Annotated in this window: 14 protein-coding genes; 1 reads left to right on the top strand and 13 read right to left on the bottom strand. The window is 66.3% G+C overall.

Annotation, left to right across the window (positions count from 1 at the left end):
• Positions 1 to 105 precede the first annotated feature (105 nt).
• The 12 genes from ubiA to B0E50_RS08195 form a co-directional block, all read right to left on the bottom strand.
• Positions 106 to 1035, bottom strand: a complete 930-nt coding sequence (gene ubiA, locus B0E50_RS08250; RefSeq protein ID WP_254427230.1) for a 4-hydroxybenzoate octaprenyltransferase — start codon at positions 1033 to 1035, stop codon at positions 106 to 108.
• 156 nt (positions 1036 to 1191) lie between these two features.
• Positions 1192 to 3066, bottom strand: coding sequence for a dihydroxy-acid dehydratase (gene ilvD / locus B0E50_RS08245; protein WP_077440708.1), 1875 nt, complete (start codon positions 3064 to 3066; stop codon positions 1192 to 1194).
• Positions 3067 to 3118: 52 nt separating this feature from the next.
• Positions 3119 to 4681 carry a threonine ammonia-lyase, biosynthetic gene (gene ilvA / locus B0E50_RS08240; RefSeq protein WP_077440707.1) on the bottom strand — a complete coding sequence of 521 codons (1563 nt, stop codon included), beginning with the start codon at positions 4679 to 4681 and terminating at the stop codon, positions 3119 to 3121.
• The gene (ilvN, locus tag B0E50_RS08235; protein WP_077440706.1) at positions 4678 to 4926 is read right to left on the bottom strand and encodes an acetolactate synthase small subunit; all 249 of its coding nucleotides are present in this window, start codon (positions 4924 to 4926) and stop codon (positions 4678 to 4680) included. The genes ilvA and ilvN overlap by 4 nt, the downstream gene beginning before the upstream one ends.
• A 43-nt stretch (positions 4927 to 4969) precedes the next feature.
• Positions 4970 to 6763, bottom strand: coding sequence for a biosynthetic-type acetolactate synthase large subunit (gene ilvB, locus B0E50_RS08230; RefSeq protein WP_077440896.1), 1794 nt, complete (start codon positions 6761 to 6763; stop codon positions 4970 to 4972).
• A 171-nt stretch (positions 6764 to 6934) separates the two neighbouring features.
• Positions 6935 to 7276 carry a hypothetical protein gene (locus B0E50_RS08225; RefSeq protein WP_077440705.1) on the bottom strand — a complete coding sequence of 114 codons (342 nt, stop codon included), beginning with the start codon at positions 7274 to 7276 and terminating at the stop codon, positions 6935 to 6937.
• Between the two features lie 71 nt (positions 7277 to 7347).
• A complete protein-coding gene (ilvC, locus tag B0E50_RS08220; RefSeq protein ID WP_077440704.1) occupies positions 7348 to 8370 on the bottom strand; it encodes a ketol-acid reductoisomerase in 1023 nt (340 codons plus the stop codon).
• Positions 8371 to 8662: 292 nt separating this feature from the next.
• Positions 8663 to 9760, bottom strand: coding sequence for a 3-isopropylmalate dehydrogenase (gene leuB, locus B0E50_RS08215; protein ID WP_077440703.1), 1098 nt, complete (start codon positions 9758 to 9760; stop codon positions 8663 to 8665).
• A complete protein-coding gene (leuD, locus tag B0E50_RS08210; RefSeq protein ID WP_077440702.1) occupies positions 9757 to 10338 on the bottom strand; it encodes a 3-isopropylmalate dehydratase small subunit in 582 nt (193 codons plus the stop codon). The genes leuB and leuD overlap by 4 nt, the downstream gene beginning before the upstream one ends.
• Positions 10335 to 11765: a 3-isopropylmalate dehydratase large subunit gene (leuC, locus tag B0E50_RS08205; RefSeq protein WP_077440701.1), complete on the bottom strand. Its 1431-nt coding sequence runs from the start codon at positions 11763 to 11765 to the stop codon at positions 10335 to 10337. The genes leuD and leuC overlap by 4 nt, the downstream gene beginning before the upstream one ends.
• Complete coding sequence (locus B0E50_RS08200; RefSeq protein WP_077440700.1) at positions 11762 to 12766, bottom strand: branched-chain amino acid transaminase; 1005 nt, start codon at positions 12764 to 12766, stop codon at positions 11762 to 11764. The genes leuC and B0E50_RS08200 overlap by 4 nt, the downstream gene beginning before the upstream one ends.
• Positions 12767 to 12783: 17 nt before the next feature.
• The gene (locus B0E50_RS08195) at positions 12784 to 14379 is read right to left on the bottom strand and encodes a 2-isopropylmalate synthase (RefSeq protein ID WP_077440699.1); all 1596 of its coding nucleotides are present in this window, start codon (positions 14377 to 14379) and stop codon (positions 12784 to 12786) included.
• A gap of 104 nt (positions 14380 to 14483) precedes the next feature.
• On the opposite strand from B0E50_RS08195, the gene B0E50_RS17960 reads away from it, so the two are divergent.
• Complete coding sequence (locus B0E50_RS17960) at positions 14484 to 14696, top strand: hypothetical protein (RefSeq protein WP_139350802.1); 213 nt, start codon at positions 14484 to 14486, stop codon at positions 14694 to 14696.
• Between the two features lie 63 nt (positions 14697 to 14759).
• On the opposite strand, the gene thrC is transcribed toward B0E50_RS17960, so the two are convergent.
• Positions 14760 to 16070 carry a threonine synthase gene (gene thrC, locus B0E50_RS08190; protein WP_077440698.1) on the bottom strand — a complete coding sequence of 437 codons (1311 nt, stop codon included), beginning with the start codon at positions 16068 to 16070 and terminating at the stop codon, positions 14760 to 14762.
• Positions 16071 to 16159 lie beyond the last annotated feature (89 nt).

Here is a 16159-nt window from a genome sequence, read left to right as displayed (position 1 = left end):
ATGAGTGGAAAAGGCGGGAGATGCCCGTAGCTGTTATCGCATTGCCAAGTTTCTGCCTCTACTGCACTCCCTCGTTTCTCACTCCGCTTCAATCATTCCTTGCCCTCAGCGCACCGCCAGCGCCAGCACGATGCCGACCCACACCGCCAGCCCCAACCAGTTGTTGTGGCGGAATGCGGCGAGGCAGGCATCGCGGGCGCGAGCGCGGATCAGCCACAGCTGGTAGCCGAACAAGCCGATGGCGACGGCAAGGCTGAGCCAGTACGGCCAACCCAGCGCGGCGCGTTGGCCGACGAATAGCATCGCAAGCACGAAGGTGCCCATCAGCACGCCGAGGATCGGCAGGTCGGCGTCGCCGAACAGGATCGCGGTGGACTTGGCGCCGGCCTTGAGGTCATCGTCGCGGTCGACCATCGCGTACTCGGTGTCGTAGACCACCGACCAGATGATGTTGCCGATGAACAGCAGCCAGCCTACTGGCGGCACGGCATTCGTCACCGCGGCGAACGCCATCGGGATCGACCAGCCGAAGGCGGCGCCGAGTACCACCTGCGGCATGTAGGTGTAGCGCTTGGTGAACGGGTAGATCGCGGCAAGCGCGGCACCGGCGAACGACAGCTCGATCGTCAGCTTGTTGGTGAACAGCACCAGCACGAAGGCAAATATGAGCAATGCGGCGAACACGAGCAGTGCCTCGCGCGGCGTGACTCGGCCCGAGGCGATCGGCCTGGCCGCGGTGCGCGCGACCAGCGGATCCAGCTTGCGGTCGGCGAAATCGTTGATCGCGCAGCCGGCGGCGCGCATGGCGAACACGCCGAGAGTAAAAATGATCAGAGGCTTCCATGGCGGAAAATCGCTGGCTGCCAGCCACAGCGCCCACCAGGTCGGCCACAGCAGCAGCAGTGCGCCGATCGGCCGATCCATCCGGGTCAGCACCAGATAGTCCAGTGCCTTCTCGCGCTGTCTTGCCGGCAGCTTCTGCAGCAGCCAGTTCAGCACCTGCGTGGCGCGCGTCGAACTGTCGGCTGGTTGGATGGGTCTGGCAACGGGCTTCGCCACACCCGGCCGTGGCCGGGTGGTGGTGGGCGCGCTAGTGCGTCGCTGGCGTTTGCGGGGAGGGATGGCCATCCGCCGAGTTTAGCGTGGCGGCCATGCGCTGTTCGCGCGCTGGATCACTTCAGCACAGGCATCTCAGGTAGCCGTTGCGGCGGGATGTGCGGTGCCGAGTCGGTCTAGGTCGCGCACCGCACCGCGCGCAGCGTTCGTGGCCATGGCGGCGTAAGCCCGCAAGGCAAGCGAAACCTGGCGTTTGCGGCCCAGTGGCTTCCAGGCGTCGTTGCCGCGCGCCTCCATCGTGGCGCGGCGGGCGGCAAGCGTTTCGTCGGGGACATCGAGACGGATGCTGCGGTTGGGAATGTCGATGGCGATGGGGTCGCCGTTCTCGACCAGTCCGATCAGTCCGCCCTCGGCCGCTTCCGGTGAGGCGTGCCCGATCGACAGCCCGGAGGTGCCGCCCGAGAAACGGCCGTCGGTGATCAGCGCGCAGGCTTTGCCAAGGCCCTTGGACTTGAGATAGCTCGTCGGGTAGAGCATTTCCTGCATGCCGGGGCCACCGCGGGGCCCCTCATAGCGGATGACGACCACGTCGCCCGCGATGACCTCGTTGCCGAGGATTCCGGCAACCGCGGCTTCCTGGCTTTCGTAGACCCGGGCCTTGCCGTGGAAGGTCAGGATCGACGCATCCACGCCTGCCGTCTTCACGATGCAGCCTTCCGGGGCGAGGTTGCCGGACAGGATGGCCAGGCCACCATCCTTGCTGAAGGGATGTTCGGCCGAACGGATTACTCCGTGTTCCCGGTCGGCGTCCAGGGATTCCCAGCGCGCCGACTGGCTGAAGGCCGTCTGCGTGGGCACGTTGCCCGGGGCCGCGCGGTAAAAGGTCCGGACCGCCTCGTCGCCGGTACGGACGATGTCCCAGTGGGCCAAGGCTTCGGCAAGCGTTGGGGCATGCACAGTGGGACGCGTGGTGTCGATCAGTCCGGCGCGGTCGAGTTCGCCGAGGATGCCCATGATGCCGCCGGCGCGATGGACGTCCTCCATGTGCACATCGCTTTTCGCCGGTGCCACCTTGCACAGGCACGGCACCCGACGGGAGAGGCGGTCGATGTCGGCCATCGTGAAATCCACGCAGCCTTCGCTGGCCGCCGCCAGCAGATGCAGCACCGTGTTGGTCGATCCACCCATCGCGATGTCCAGGCTCATCGCGTTCTCGAAGGAGGCCCGGTTCGCTATCTCGCGCGGTAGGGCGGTGGCATCGTCCTGCTCGTACCAGCGCTGGGCGAGTTCGACGATCTGGCGACCGGCACGGCGGAACAGCTGCTCGCGGTCCGCGTGGGTTGCCAGCACCGAACCGTTGCCGGGCAGCGCGAGTCCGAGTGCCTCGGTGAGGCAGTTCATCGAGTTGGCGGTGAACATGCCCGAGCAGGAGCCGCAGGTCGGACAAGCCGAACGCTCGACGGCGGCCACTTCCGCATCGCTGTAGCTGTCGTCGGCGGCCACCACCATGGCGTCGACCAGATCGAACTTGCGCTGGACGCCCTTCACCACCGCCTTGCCGGATTCCATCGGGCCGCCGGAGACGAAGATGGCGGGAATGTTGAGCCGCATCGCGGCCATCAGCATGCCGGGCGTGATCTTGTCGCAATTGGAGATGCACACCAGCGCATCCGCGCAATGCGCATTGGCCATGTACTCCACGCTGTCGGCGATCAGTTCGCGCGAAGGCAGGGAGTACAGCATGCCGCCGTGACCCATGGCGATGCCGTCATCGACCGCGATGGTGTTGAACTCTTTCGCGACGCCACCGGCCGCTTCGATCTCACGGCATACCAGCTGACCGAGATCCTTCAGGTGGACGTGGCCCGGCACGAACTGCGTGAAGCTGTTGGCCACCGCGATGATCGGTTTGCCGAAATCCCCGTCCTTCATGCCCGTCGCGCGCCACAGGCTGCGGGCGCCGGCCATGTTGCGGCCGTGGGTGGTGGTTCTGGAACGATAGGTCGGCATGGTTATTTCCGGGGTATGGAGTGGGGTATCTGGATTCGGGGGCCATGCATCTTCAGGCACGCAGCAACAATCGGTACGCGGGATGATCGCTCTCGTCCCAGTGCGGATAACCGAGCGTGGCCAGGAACGGCGACAACAGCGCACGCTCGTCAGGCGGCACCTGGATGCCGACCAGGATGCGGCCGTAGTCGGCGCCATGGTTGCGGTAATGGAACAGGCTGATGTTCCAGTCGGGATGCAGCTGGCCGAGGAAGTGAGTGAGCGCGCCGGGGCGTTCGGGGAATTCGAAGCGGTATAGCCGCTCGTGCTGTGCCAGCGGGGAGCGGCCGCCGATCATGTGGCGCAGGTGCAGCTTGGCCAGCTCGTCGTCGGTGAGGTCGAGCATGTCGAAGGCCTGCGTGCGGAACGCGGCCGCCAGCGCCTCGCGCTCGGCGCGGCTGGCGGTCTGCACGCCGACGAAGATATGTGCCTGGCTGGTGTCGCCGATGCGGTAGTTGAATTCGGTGATGTTGTGCTGGCCCAGCGCAGCGCAGAAGCGGCGGAAGCTGCCGCGTTCTTCCGGGATCGTCACCGCGAATACCGCCTCGCGCTGCTCGCCGACCTCGGCGCGTTCGGCGACGAAGCGCAGGCGGTCGAAATTCATGTTGGCGCCGGAGACGATCGCTACCAGGACGCCTGCGCCGGCGTGCGCGGCGGCGTACTGCTTCAATCCCGCCAGCGCCAGCGCGCCGGACGGTTCCGGCACGCTGCGCGTGTCCTGGTAGATATCGCGGATCGCCGCGCAGATCGCGTCGGTGTCCACCCGCAGCATGGCATCAACATGTTGCCGGCATAGCGCGAAAGTAAGCGCGCCAACCTGCTTCACCGCGGTGCCGTCGGCGAACAGGCCGACTTCATCAAGCGCCACGCGCGTGCCGGCCTCCAGTGAACGCGACATCGCATCGGCGTCGGCAGCCTGCACGCCGATGACTTTCACTTCCGGCCGCAAGGCCTTGATGTATGCCGCCACGCCGGCCAGCAGGCCGCCGCCGCCGACCGGCACGAACACCGCATGCAGCGGGCCCGGATGCTGGCGCAGAATCTCCAGTGCCACGGTACCCTGGCCGGCTATCACTGCCGGGTCGTCGAACGGATGCACGAAGGTGGCACCGCGCTCGCTTTGCAATTGCGCGGCGGTAGCCTGCGCGTCACTGTAGGAGTCGCCGGCCAGCACGATCTCCACCATCGCGCCGCCGAATCGACGCACCGCGTCCACCTTCACCTGCGGCGCGGTCACCGGCATCACGATGGTGGCGTGGATGCCGAGCTTCGCCGCGGCCAGCGCGACGCCTTGCGCATGGTTGCCGGCGGAGGCGGCGATCACGCCACGTGCGCGTTGTGCCGGTTCCAGCTGGACCATGCGGTTGTAGGCGCCACGCAGCTTGAACGAGAACACCGGTTGCTGGTCCTCGCGTTTGAGCAGCACCGGCCGGCCGAGTCGTGCGCTGAGCAGTGGCGCCGGTTCCAGTGCCGACTCGTGCGCCACGTCGTAAACGCGCGCGGCGCGGATCCGCGCCAGCAGATCGTCGCCTGCAACCGCATCGTCATCGTCCGCGGGCGCGACGACTGCATTCATGCTGCGAGTGCCGTCGCCGGATGCGCAACCTGCAGCACGTCGACCAGCTTGCGTGTCTGTTGCAGGATCTGGGTGAGGCCGGCGTCGTCGCATTGCAGGCTCAGCGTGAGCCGCGAGACGGCGGGATCATGCGTGGCGGCCACGGTCAGTGTGTCGATGTTGTAGCCGCGCGCGGCGAACAGTCCGGCGACGCGTACCAGTGCGCCGGCTTCGTTCTGCAACAGGATGGACAGTGTGTGGTTCATGGCGGCTCTCTCTGCGAATGCTCCGGACTGCGCCGGGGCAGCTTCAAAACATGTGGGAGGTTGCGGTTTCACGCACGACCGGTGCACTGCGCGAGGCAATGAAATCGCCGGTGATCATCTGTGCATAGCTGGCGCCGGGGCCGACCATCGGATACACGCCGGCATCCGGATCGATCATCACTTCCAGGAACGCCGGTCCATCGAAGGCGAGGAACGCGGCGATCGTCGCTTCCAGTTCCTCCGTGCGTTCCAGTCGCTGCGCCCAGGCGAAGCCGTCGGCCTGCGCGGCGAGTACGAAGTCCTTCTTGTGCAGGCTTTTGTCGGAGGCGGCGAAGCGACCCTTGAAGTACAGCTTCTGCCACTGCCGCACCATGCCGTCGCCGACGTTGTTGAGCACCACCACCTTGACCGGCAGGTTGTAGGTGGTGACGGTTTCCAGCTCGCCGAGGTTCATGCGGATGCTGGCGTCGCCGTCGATGTCGATGACCAGCTTGTCGCGATGCGCGAACTGCGCGCCGACCGCCGCCGGCAGGCCGAAACCCATCGTGCCCATCGAGCCGGAGGTAAGCCAGTGCCGCGGGGCGCGGAAGTCGAAGTACTGCGCTGCCCACATCTGGTGCTGGCCGACGCCGGTGCTGATGATGGCGCGACCCTGCGTGTGCCGGTTGATCGCTTCCAGCACGGCATAGGGCTGCACCAGTGTGCTGGCACGGTCGTAGTTCATCGCGTGCACGCGCTTCAACTCGGCCACCTGCGCATGCCAGGCGTCGAGCGACGGTTGCAGCCCATGCGCGTGGCCATAGGCAGTCAGACGCTCCAGTGCGCGTACCAATGGTCCGACGTGATGCCACTGCACCGATTTTACCTTGCCGATCTCCGCCGGGTCGATGTCGATCTGTGCGATGAACTTCGCGCGCGGTGCGAACTTGTCCGGCACGCCGGCTACACGATCGTCGAAGCGCGCGCCCAGCGCCAGTACGAAGTCGCAATCCTCCACCGCGTAATTCGCATACGCGGTGCCGTGCATGCCGAGCATGTGCAGCGCCAGTGGATCGGTGGTATCGAACCCGCCCAAGCCCATCAGGGTGGTGGTGACCGGCAAGCCGAACGCCTCGACGAACGCGCGCAATGCCGTGGCTGCGCTGGCTGCGATCACGCCACCACCGGCGTAGATCAGTGGACGCTTTGCCTGCATCAATGCGGTGAAGAAGGTGGCGCAATCGGCATCGCTCAGTGCCGACTGTTCCACCGCCTGCAGACGTGCGCGATAGCCGGCCAGTGCCAGCTCGCCGCTGCCACGAAACTTCAGTGCGGTGTTTTGCACGTCTTTCGGCACATCCACGACCACCGGCCCGGGCCGGCCGCTGCGGGCTAGGGTGAACGCGGTACGCAGCGTGGCTTCCAGTTGCGTCGCATCGGTGACCAGGAACACATGCTTGGCGCAGGCACCCATGATGTTGCTGATTGGCGCTTCCTGGAACGCGTCGCTGCCGATCGCCGCCGTGCTCACCTGGCCGCAGATCACCACCAGCGGGATCGAGTCGGCCGTCGAATCGCGCACCGGCGTAACGATGTTGGTGGCGCCGGGGCCGGAGGTGACCACCGCCACACCGACCTTGCCGGAGGCGCGCGCGTAGCCGGCGGCCATGAAGCCCGCACCCTGCTCGTTGGCGGGCACGATCAGCGGCATCGGTTCACTGCCGTCATCGCGCGGATGCAAGGTGTTGTAGCGGAATACGGCGTCGTACACCGGCAGGATCGCGCCACCGGAATAGCCGAACATCACCTCGACGCCTTCGTCGGCGAATACCTGCACGATCACGTCGGCACCGCTCATCGGCTGGCCGGCTAGTGGATGCTGGCTGGCAGTGATCGGAGGTGCGTTGTCGGCGGTCAGCAATGGCGTGGTCACAATGGGTTCCCGGATTCGCCGGACGCGCCGGCGGCTTGACGGAGATGCGGATGACGGTCCTGGCGTGGAGTCGTGCCAGGCCGGCGCCGGAGGCGCCTAGTTGCGGATCAATTCGTCTTCGGTGGCCGGCCGCGTCGGCACGCCATAGGTCGACACGATGCGCAGGTCCTGCGCGAACGACGAGAAGTTCTCCCAGGCGATGCCGTTGATGTCGGCATCGCTGGTGAACCCGTGGGCTTCGTCGTCCTCAAAACCGACATGACGCAGCTGACCGGCACGTTCGGGCTGCTGGTTGATCGAGAAGTTGAGCAAGTCGGTGCGCCACATCGCGTACGTGTCCTCGACCACCGCTTGCGGTGGCTGGCCGAGCCGGGTGCTGTAGTCGGCGATCGAGGCCTTCAGGTCGGCGACGGCCAGGGCGATATGGAAACGTTTCACGGTGGATCTCCTCAATTCAATGGATGGTGAAGACTTCCCGCCGCAACGGGCAGGAAGTCTGTTGCCGGCCGTCAGCCGACCTTCTTCAGCGGTGCGACCTCGGCCTTGGCAGCGGATGGCTGCTGCAGCCATGGCATGCGCGCGCGCAACTTCGCGCCGACCTGCTCGATCGGATGGTCGAGATCGGCCTGCTTGAACTTCTTGTAGTTCGGCAGGCCGGCCTTGTACTCGGCGGTCCAGTTGCGCGCGAAGGTGCCGTCCTGGATCTCGGTGAGTACGGTCTTCATGCGCTGCTTGGTGGCGGCATCGACGATGCGCGGACCGCTGACGTAGTCGCCGTACTGCGCAGTCTCGGAGATGAACTCCAGCATGCGGGTGATGCCGCCCTCGTAGAACAGGTCGACGATCAGCTTCAGCTCGTGCATCACCTCGTAGTAGGCGATCTCCGGCTGGTAGCCGGCTTCCACCAGGGTCTCGAAGCCCTTGATCACCAGCTCGCTGGCGCCGCCGCACAGCACGGCCTGTTCGCCGAACAGGTCGGTCTCGGTTTCTTCCTTGAAATCGGTCTTGATCAGCATGGCGCGGCCGCCGCCGATGCCGTCCGCATAACCCTTGGTTTTCGCCTCGGCATGGCCGCTGACGTCCTGGTACACCGCCCAGATGCACGGCACGCCACGGCCACGCTCGTACTCGGTGCGCACAAGCGCGCCGGGGCCTTTCGGTGCCACCAGGATCACGTCGATGTCCTCGCGCGGCTTGATCTGGCCGAAGTGGATGTTGAAGCCATGCGCGAACAGCAGCGCGGCACCGGGCTTGATGTTTGGCTCGATTGCATCCTTGTACAGCGCGGGCTGCACCATGTCCGGCGTCAGCACGGCGACCAGATCGGCACCACGCACCGCGTGGGCGGGTTCGACCACGGCGAAGCCGTCGGCCTCGGCCTTCTTCCAGGTGGCGCCGCCGGGACGCAGGCCGACCACCACGTCGAGGCCGGAGTCGCGCAGGTTCAGCGCATGCGCGCGACCCTGGCTGCCATAGCCGAGCACGGCGATACGGGCGTGGGCGAGGGTGTTGGATGTGTCGTTGCTGCTCATGCGGTAACTCCTTCGAGAGTTTCGATAGGTATGTGTCGGAGGGTGGATGCGGCGGTGTCGGGTGCGCGGGCCGGACCGTTTCTGGTCAGGCCACGGCGCATGGGTGTTCCGGTGAATTGATGAAAAGCGGGTCGATGAAAAAAGCGTCCCCTGCGTGCAAGGACGATTGGCGAAGCGGACAGGGACGTGCGCCTTGGGAACGCACGGAGGGCATCCGGTGCCGGAAGCACGCAGGGGACAGCAGAAAATACGGACACGTCCATGTGGCCGTTGGGAAACCGTTGATCTCGCATCAGCCGCATGCGCGTGCTCCGCAGAGGAATACGGCAGCGCCGTCGGCGTGCTCTTCGATCGCGGCCAGCACGGCATCGCATACGGCGGCGGTGCCGGCGCTGCCGCCGATGTCGCGGGTGTGTGGGCCATGGCGCAGCACCTGATCAACCGCCATCTCGACGGCCACCGCTTCGGCTTCCAGTCCCAGCGAATGGCGCAGCAGCATGGCCACGGAAAGGATCGCGCCGACCGGATTGGCCACGCCGTGACCGGCGATGTCCGGCGCCGAGCCGTGGATCGGTTCGTACAGACCGGCCTTGCCCTCACCCAGCGACGCCGACGGCAGCAAGCCGAGCGAGCCGGCCAGCGCGGCAGCTTCGTCGGTGAGGATGTCGCCGAACAGGTTCTCGGTGACCACCACGTCGTAGCGGTTCGGCTGGGTCAGCAGCAGCATCGCCATCGAGTCGACCAGCTGGTGCTCGACCTTCACGTCGGGATAGTCGGCGGCGACGCGCTGCACGGTACTTCGCCACAGGCGCGAGGTTTCCAGCACGTTTGCCTTGTCCACCGAGGTGACGTGATGACGGCGGCCGCGCGCCAGCTCGAACGCGCGGCGCACCACGCGCTCGACTTCGGCCACGGTGTACTTGCATTCGTCGGTGGCGGTATCGGCCGTGCGGGTTTTTGCACCGAAGTACGCACCGCCGGTCAACTCGCGCACGAACAGCACGTCGACGTTCTGCAGCTTCTCGTTCTTCAGCGGCGACAGGTCGGCCAGCGCCGGATGTACCTGCAGTGGGCGCAGGTTCGCGTAGACACCCAGCGCGGCGCGCAGCGCCAGCAGACCCTGTTCGGGGCGCACCGATGCGTTCGGGTCGGACCACTTCGGTCCACCGACGGCGCCGAGCAGCACCGCATCGGCGCTCCGACATGCGGCCAGCGCGGCGGCTGGCAGCGGCTCGCCGGTGGTGTCGATCGCGGCACCGCCGATCAGCTGCTCATCGAAGGTGAACACGTGCTCGTAACGCGCAGCGACGGTTTTCAATACGGCCACGGCGGCCGTGGTGACCTCGGGGCCGACGCCGTCGCCGGGCAGGGTGACGATGTGTGCCTTCATGCCGCTTTCTCCCGTTGTTCGTAATGTGTGATCGCATCAGCCTGCAGCAGCAGGTAGCCAAGCTGGTCGACGCCGTTGAGCAGGCAGTGCCGCGCAAACGGCTCCAGCCGGAACGGAATGCGGCCGCCGTCGGACAGCGCGATGAACTGCTCGCGCACGTCGATCACCAGCTCGATGCCGGGATGCTTGAGCAGCCAGCGGTGTTCCAGTTCGTCGATGACGATCGCCAGCAGGCCGTTCTTCAGCGCGTTGCCGCGGAAGATGTCCGCGATCTCGCTGCACAGCACCGCCTGCACGCCGTAGTCGAGCAAGGCCCATGGTGCGTGTTCGCGCGAGGAGCCGCAGCCGAAGTTGCGTCCGGCGACCACGATCGAACAGCCCTGCGCCTGGGGCTGGTTCAGCGGAAACGCCGGGTTGTCGCTGCCATCGGCCTGATAACGCCAGTCGTGGAAGCACAGCTTGCCCAAGCCTTCGCGGGTGGTGGTGGTGAGGAAGCGCGCCGGGATGATGCGGTCGGTGTCGATGTTCTCGTCGGCCAGCACGGCAGTGCGCGAGTGGATGCGAGTGATCGGCTTCATGCGGCTTGCTCCCGGCGATGATCGGTGGTGGTCAGGTAGTCGCGCGGATCGGCAATGCGGCCGGCCAGTGCAGATGCGGCAGCGGTGGCCGGGCTGGCCAGCACGGTGCGTGCGCCCTTGCCCTGGCGGCCTTCGAAGTTGCGGTTGGAGGTGCTCACCACCAGCTGTCCCGGCTGGGCCAGATCGCCGTTCATCGCGATGCACATCGAGCAGCCCGGCACGCGCCACTCGGCACCGGCGGCGGTGAACACTTGGTGCAGGCCTTCGCGTTCGGCGTCGCGGCGCACCGCTTCGGAGCCCGGCACCACCAGCATGCGCACGCCGTCGGCGACGCGACGACCGCGCATCACGTTGGCGGCTTCACGCAGATCGGACAGGCGCGAGTTGGTGCAGCTGCCGACGAACACCACGTCGACCGGCGTGCCCTGCATCGGCTGGCCCGGCTTGCTCTGCATGTAGTCGAGTGCACGATGTTCCTGGGCATTGGTCGCGGCCGGTACCGGCGCATCCATCGCGATCGCCATGCCCGGATGGGTGCCGTAGGTGACGGTGGGTTTCACCGCGCTGGCGTCGATGCGCACTTCGCGGTCGTAGGCGGCGCCGTCATCGCTGCGCAGCGCGCGCCACGTCGCCACGGCGGCATCCCACGCGGCGCCCTGCGGTGTGCGGGGACGGCCCTTCAGCCACGCGAACGTGGTGTCGTCCGGCGCGATCAGGCCCGCGCGCGCACCGGCCTCGATCGACATGTTGCAGACGGTCATGCGCTCGTCCATCGACAGCGTCTCGATCGCCGCGCCGCGGTATTCAAGTACGTAGCCGGTGCCGCCATCGACACCGATCGTGCCGATGATGTGCAGGATCAGATCCTTCGCACTGATACCGGCGGGCAACTGGCCGTCCACATGAATCGCCATGGTCTTCGGCTTGCGTTGCAGCAGGCACTGCGTGGCCATCACGTGGCTGACCTCGGTGGTGCCGATGCCGAACGCCAGCGCACCGAACGCGCCGTGGGTGGAGGTGTGGCTATCGCCGCAGACGATCGTCATGCCCGGCTGGGTGGCGCCCAGCTCCGGGCCGATCACGTGCACGATGCCGCGGTCGGCACTGTCCCAGCCGTGCAGCTCGACGCCGAACTCGCGGCAATTCGTTTCCAGCTGGGTCACCTGCGCCTGCGCCTCGGCGTTCGCGTAGGGGCGCGTGCCGTCCGCATTGGTCGGCAAGGTCGGAGTGGAGTGGTCCAGTGTGGCCAGCATGCGATCGGGACGACGCAGCTGCAGACCGCGCTCACGCAGTTCGCTGAACGCCTGCGGCGAGGTCACCTCATGCACCAGATGCAGGTCGACGTAGAGCACCGCCGGCGTGTCGGTGGTTTCGGGAACGACGACATGCGCGTCCCACACTTTCTCGAAGAGTGTCTTTGCCGTCATGCCGAGACCTCCATGGCAGTGGGCTGTTGATGAGGAGTCCGGCCATGGATGGCCGGTTCTTGATCTTCGCGGTCAGGGACGACCGCATTAACGAAGCTCAACCAGCCCAAGCGATCTTCGGTGCGGCCGTCGAACAGGCCGAAGAACGCTTGCTGCAGTTGTTTCGTGATCGGACCCGGCATACCGGCACCGACGATCTTGCGATCGACCGAACGCACCGGCGTGATCTCGGCAGCAGTGCCGGTCATGAACACTTCGTCGGCGGTGTACAGCGCTTCGCGCGGCAGATCGCGCTCCTCCACCGTGATGCCGAGATCGGCGGCCAGCGTGAGCACGCTGTCGCGGGTGATGCCGGCCAGAATCCCGGCGCTCGACGGCGGCGTGAGCAGCTTGCCGCGCTTGACCAGGAACAGGTTTTCGCCGGCGCCTTCGCTGAGCAGGCCGTTGTGGCCCAGCGCGATGCCTTCGTCGTAGCCGCCGCGGCGCGCCTCCAGTCCGATCAACTGGCTGTTGAGGTAGTTGCCGCCGGCCTTGGCCCAGCTCGGCAAGGTGTTCGGTGCGGGGCGATGCCATGAGGACACGCAGACGTCGGCGCCCTTGTCCACCGCATCGCCCAGATAGGCGCCCCAGTCCAGCGCCATGATCGCCACCTCGACCGGTGCACCCTCCTTCGGCAGCACGCCCAGGCCGCCGGCGCCACGGAACACGATCGGCCGCACATAGGCCGAGCGCATCGCGTTGGCGCGGATCAGCTCGATGCAGGCGCCGTTGATCTCGTCCTCGCTGTAGCCGATCTCGATCTCGTAGATCGCGGCCGACTCGAACAGCCGGCGCGTGTGCTCGGCCAGCCGGAAATACGCCGGACCCTGCGGCGTGGCGTAGACGCGCTCGCCCTCGAACACCGAGGAGCCGTAGTGCAGGGCATGCGTGCTGACATGGACGGAGGCATCGGCCCAAGGCTTGATGCGACCGTTGTGCCAGAGGAAGGGTGTGTTGCTCATGGAGGCTTCCCGGGTGATTACAGGTTGGCGACGGCGACCGGCAGTGCAGCCGGTGCCTGTCGTTCGATGCGATTGACGATGGCCAGCGCGGCCTGCGCGGTCGCCTCGACGATGTCGGTGCTGATGCCGTGGCCGCGCCATTCGCGCGCAGCGTGGCGGGCGGTGAGCTGGGCCTGGCCCTGGGCATCGCCGCCCTCGCTCACCGCGCGTACCTGGAAATCGGTCAGCTGCAGGTCACTGCCCGTAGCGCGCTCGATCGCACGCAGCACGGCATCGACCGGACCATCGCCAATCGCCGCTTCACCGGCTTCGCGGCCATCGTCGTGGCGCAGCTTCACCGAAGCCGAGGCGCTGCCGCCCAGATGCGTGCTGGTGTTCAGTTGCACCAGCCGCCATGGGCCGACGGCATCCGGATCCAGGCCCAGCGCGATTGCCTCCAGATCCTCGTCGTGCACTTCGCGCTTCTTATCGGCCAGCGTCTTGAAGCGCACAAAAATCGCATCCAGCGCCGCATCGTTTGGCGTGTGGCCCAGTGTTTCCAGGCGCTGGCGTAAGGCAGCACGCCCGGAATGCTTGCCCATGACCAGCTTCGTCTCGGCAATGCCGACGTCCTGCGGGCGCATGATCTCGTAGGTGCCGCGATGCTTGAGCATGCCGTGCTGGTGGATGCCCGATTCGTGCGCAAACGCGTTGTCGCCCACGATCGCCTTGTTGCGCGGCATCGCCTGACCGGTGAGCTGGGTCAGCAGGCGCGAGGCCGGGTACAGCTTGCGGGTGTCGATACGCGTGTCCACGCCGAAGTGCGGCGCGCGCACTTTCAGCGCCATCACGATTTCTTCCAGCGACGCGTTGCCGGCCCGCTCGCCGATGCCGTTGATCGTGCACTCCACTTGGCGTGCACCCGCGCTTACAGCAGCCAGGCTGTTGGCCACCGCCATGCCGAGATCATCGTGGCAGTGGCTGGAGAAGATCACCTGGTCGGCGCCCTGCACATGCTGCTGCAACCAGGTAAATCGCTCGGCGATCTCGGCCGGTGTCATGTAACCCACCGTGTCCGGCGCGTTCAGCGTGGTGGCGCCGGCGGCCACCGCCGCGCTGAATACCTCGGCGAGGAAGTCGGGCTCGGTGCGCATGGCGTCCTCGGCGGAGAACTCCACTTCGTGACACAGCTTGCGTGCCCGTTCGATCGCAGCGACGGCGGTATCGATCACCTGGGCCTTGCTCATGTTGAGCTTGTGCTCGCGATGCAGCGGACTGGTGGAGAGGAACAGGTGGATGCGTGAATGACGGGCGCGTTCCAGCGCATGGCCTGCGCTGTCGATGTCGCCGGCCTGGCAGCGTGCCAGTGCGCAGATCGTGGGTGTTTTCAGCGACGTGGCGATTTCTGCGACGGCAGCGAAATCATCCGGCGAGGCCTGTGGAAAGCCGGCTTCGATGATGTCCACGCCGAGTGCTTCGAGCATGTGCGCCATGCGCAGCTTTGCGCGCCGATCCATCGAGAAGCCGGGCGCCTGTTCGCCATCGCGCAGGGTGGTGTCGAAGATGCGTACACGATCGGCGGCAGCATGGCTGCTGCCGGAGATAGTTGCGTTTGTTACTGATTCGGGGTTCATCGCTGGCTCCGCTGATGCGAGCCGAGGGCAACAAAAAACCCCGCGCCGTTGCCGGTGCGGGGTTCTTTGGGAGTCTTCAGGTTATTGCTTAGTTACCTGGACACATGCCCTCAGCCCGCACCTCCGTTGGTAATAAGGAGTACGAGTACGAGGGCAAGAAGGAGCGTGCCGCGAACCTGCAGCAAGCCGGCAACCGTCGCGAGACGGTTGTTTTCGGCGATGCGGCGGTGGCTGTTGCGCTGCGACATGTGATCGAACGTAAAGCAGGTCATTGGGGTGTGTCAACAACTATTTTCAAAAATAGTTCGAATTGGTGACGCGGCAATGGTTTGGACGTCCAGATGGCCAGATGCAAGCGCAGGTTGTTGCGCCGACATGCCCTACGCGGTGGTGAGCCACTCCTGTAACGCCATGTCGGTGGCGGGCAATGGTGATGCGCTGGCACTGCGCGCAAGCATCGCTGCCAGTGCTGGTGGTACCGCCAGGCGCTGGCCGATCAGAGGCTCCACCACGCTCTCGAACTTGGCTGGATGCGCGGTGGCGACCACGGCCCACGGCGAGGTATCACCTTCGTCGCGCAGACGATCAAGCCGGTGCATGGCGGTGGCGGTGTGCGGGCAGAACACTTCGCCATACTCGTGCGCATGGGTGGCGATCGTCTGGCGGATCGTGGCATCGGCGACACTGTCGGCGCGCAGCAAGTCGCGCAGGCGATTCTCGTCAGGGAACGTCCAGCGCAGCCGCTCGAAGTTGCTCGGAGCGCCCACGTCCATCGCATTGGCCAGCGTGGCGACCGCTTCGCGTGGGGTGTAGGCGGCGCCGGCAAAATAGTCGGGGAGGGTGGCGTTGGCGTTGCAGGCCAGCCGTACGGCACCGACGGGCAGGCCCAGCTCGCGTACCCACAGGCATGCCAGCGCGTTGCCGAGGTTGCCGGTGGGCACGATGAAGTTCAGTGGCGTGCCGTGTTCGCGCCACCAGCCCACTGCGGCGTGCGCGTAGTAGCTCATCTGCGGCAGCAGGCGGCCGAGGCTGATGCTGTTGGCCGAGGACAACGGCAGCTGCGCCTGTAGTGCCGTATCGTTGAGTGCGGTTTTCACCATGCGCTGGCAGTCGTCGAAGCGGCCGGCCACGCGCAGTGCCGTGACGTTGTCGCCGAAGCAACCCAGTTGATGTGCCTGGCGTGGCGACACCAGCCCGTCGGGATACAGGATCACCACGCGGATCCCAGGCTGGCGATGAAACGCGGCAGCGACTGCCGCACCCGTATCGCCCGAGGTGGCAACCAGAATCGTCAACGGTCGTGCATCGTTGCGCGGCAGCCGGCGCAGGCAGGCGGCGAGGAAGCGTGCGCCGAAATCCTTGAAGGCCGATGTGGGGCCATGGAACAGCTCCAGCATCATGGTATTCGGGTGGGCCGGCAACGCGCGCAGCGGCGCGTCGAACGTGAATGCCTCGGTGCAGATCGCGGCCAGCTCGTCAGTCAGCGGGTCATCGGCGAAGAACGGCGCCAGCAGGGTGGCGGCGGTGTCGGCCAGCGAACCGTGCGGATCGAACGCGGCCGGGTCGATCGACGGCAACCTCTCCGGGACATACAGCCCGCCATCGGGTGCGAGCCCGGCGGCGATCGCCTGACTGATCGGCACGGCCGGCTCGGCATGGCGGGTGCTGTGATAGCGCAGTGGCTCCTTCATGCATGCCTCGAAGCGATTTCGTCGTAGGAGCGCACCCTGTGCGCGATCAACTTCGCGGCAAACCTTTCGCGCACAGGGTGCGCTCCTAC

Source organism: Rhodanobacter sp. C01 (assembly GCF_002001045.1).
Classification (GTDB): domain Bacteria; phylum Pseudomonadota; class Gammaproteobacteria; order Xanthomonadales; family Rhodanobacteraceae; genus Rhodanobacter.
Note: the sequence above shows the minus strand (reverse complement) of the source record. Positions and strands in the feature narration are given on the sequence as shown.

What these genes read in the sequence shown, in the direction of transcription:
- ilvD (WP_077440708.1), bottom strand. Translation starts at nt 3,066, where the DNA reads ATGCCGACCTATCGTTCCAGAACCACCACCCACGGCCGCAACATGGCC.
- ilvA (WP_077440707.1), bottom strand. Translation starts at nt 4,681, where the DNA reads ATGAATGCAGTCGTCGCGCCCGCGGACGATGACGATGCGGTTGCAGGC.
- ilvN (WP_077440706.1), bottom strand. Translation starts at nt 4,926, where the DNA reads ATGAACCACACACTGTCCATCCTGTTGCAGAACGAAGCCGGCGCACTG.
- ilvB (WP_077440896.1), bottom strand. Translation starts at nt 6,763, where the DNA reads ATGAGCGGTGCCGACGTGATCGTGCAGGTATTCGCCGACGAAGGCGTC.
- ilvC (WP_077440704.1), bottom strand. Translation starts at nt 8,370, where the DNA reads ATGAGCAGCAACGACACATCCAACACCCTCGCCCACGCCCGTATCGCC.
- leuB (WP_077440703.1), bottom strand. Translation starts at nt 9,760, where the DNA reads ATGAAGGCACACATCGTCACCCTGCCCGGCGACGGCGTCGGCCCCGAG.
- leuD (WP_077440702.1), bottom strand. Translation starts at nt 10,338, where the DNA reads ATGAAGCCGATCACTCGCATCCACTCGCGCACTGCCGTGCTGGCCGAC.
- leuC (WP_077440701.1), bottom strand. Translation starts at nt 11,765, where the DNA reads ATGACGGCAAAGACACTCTTCGAGAAAGTGTGGGACGCGCATGTCGTC.
- B0E50_RS08200 (WP_077440700.1), bottom strand. Translation starts at nt 12,766, where the DNA reads ATGAGCAACACACCCTTCCTCTGGCACAACGGTCGCATCAAGCCTTGG.
- B0E50_RS08195 (WP_077440699.1), bottom strand. Translation starts at nt 14,379, where the DNA reads ATGAACCCCGAATCAGTAACAAACGCAACTATCTCCGGCAGCAGCCAT.
- B0E50_RS17960 (WP_139350802.1), top strand. Translation starts at nt 14,484, where the DNA reads ATGCCCTCAGCCCGCACCTCCGTTGGTAATAAGGAGTACGAGTACGAG.
- thrC (WP_077440698.1), bottom strand. Translation starts at nt 16,070, where the DNA reads ATGAAGGAGCCACTGCGCTATCACAGCACCCGCCATGCCGAGCCGGCC.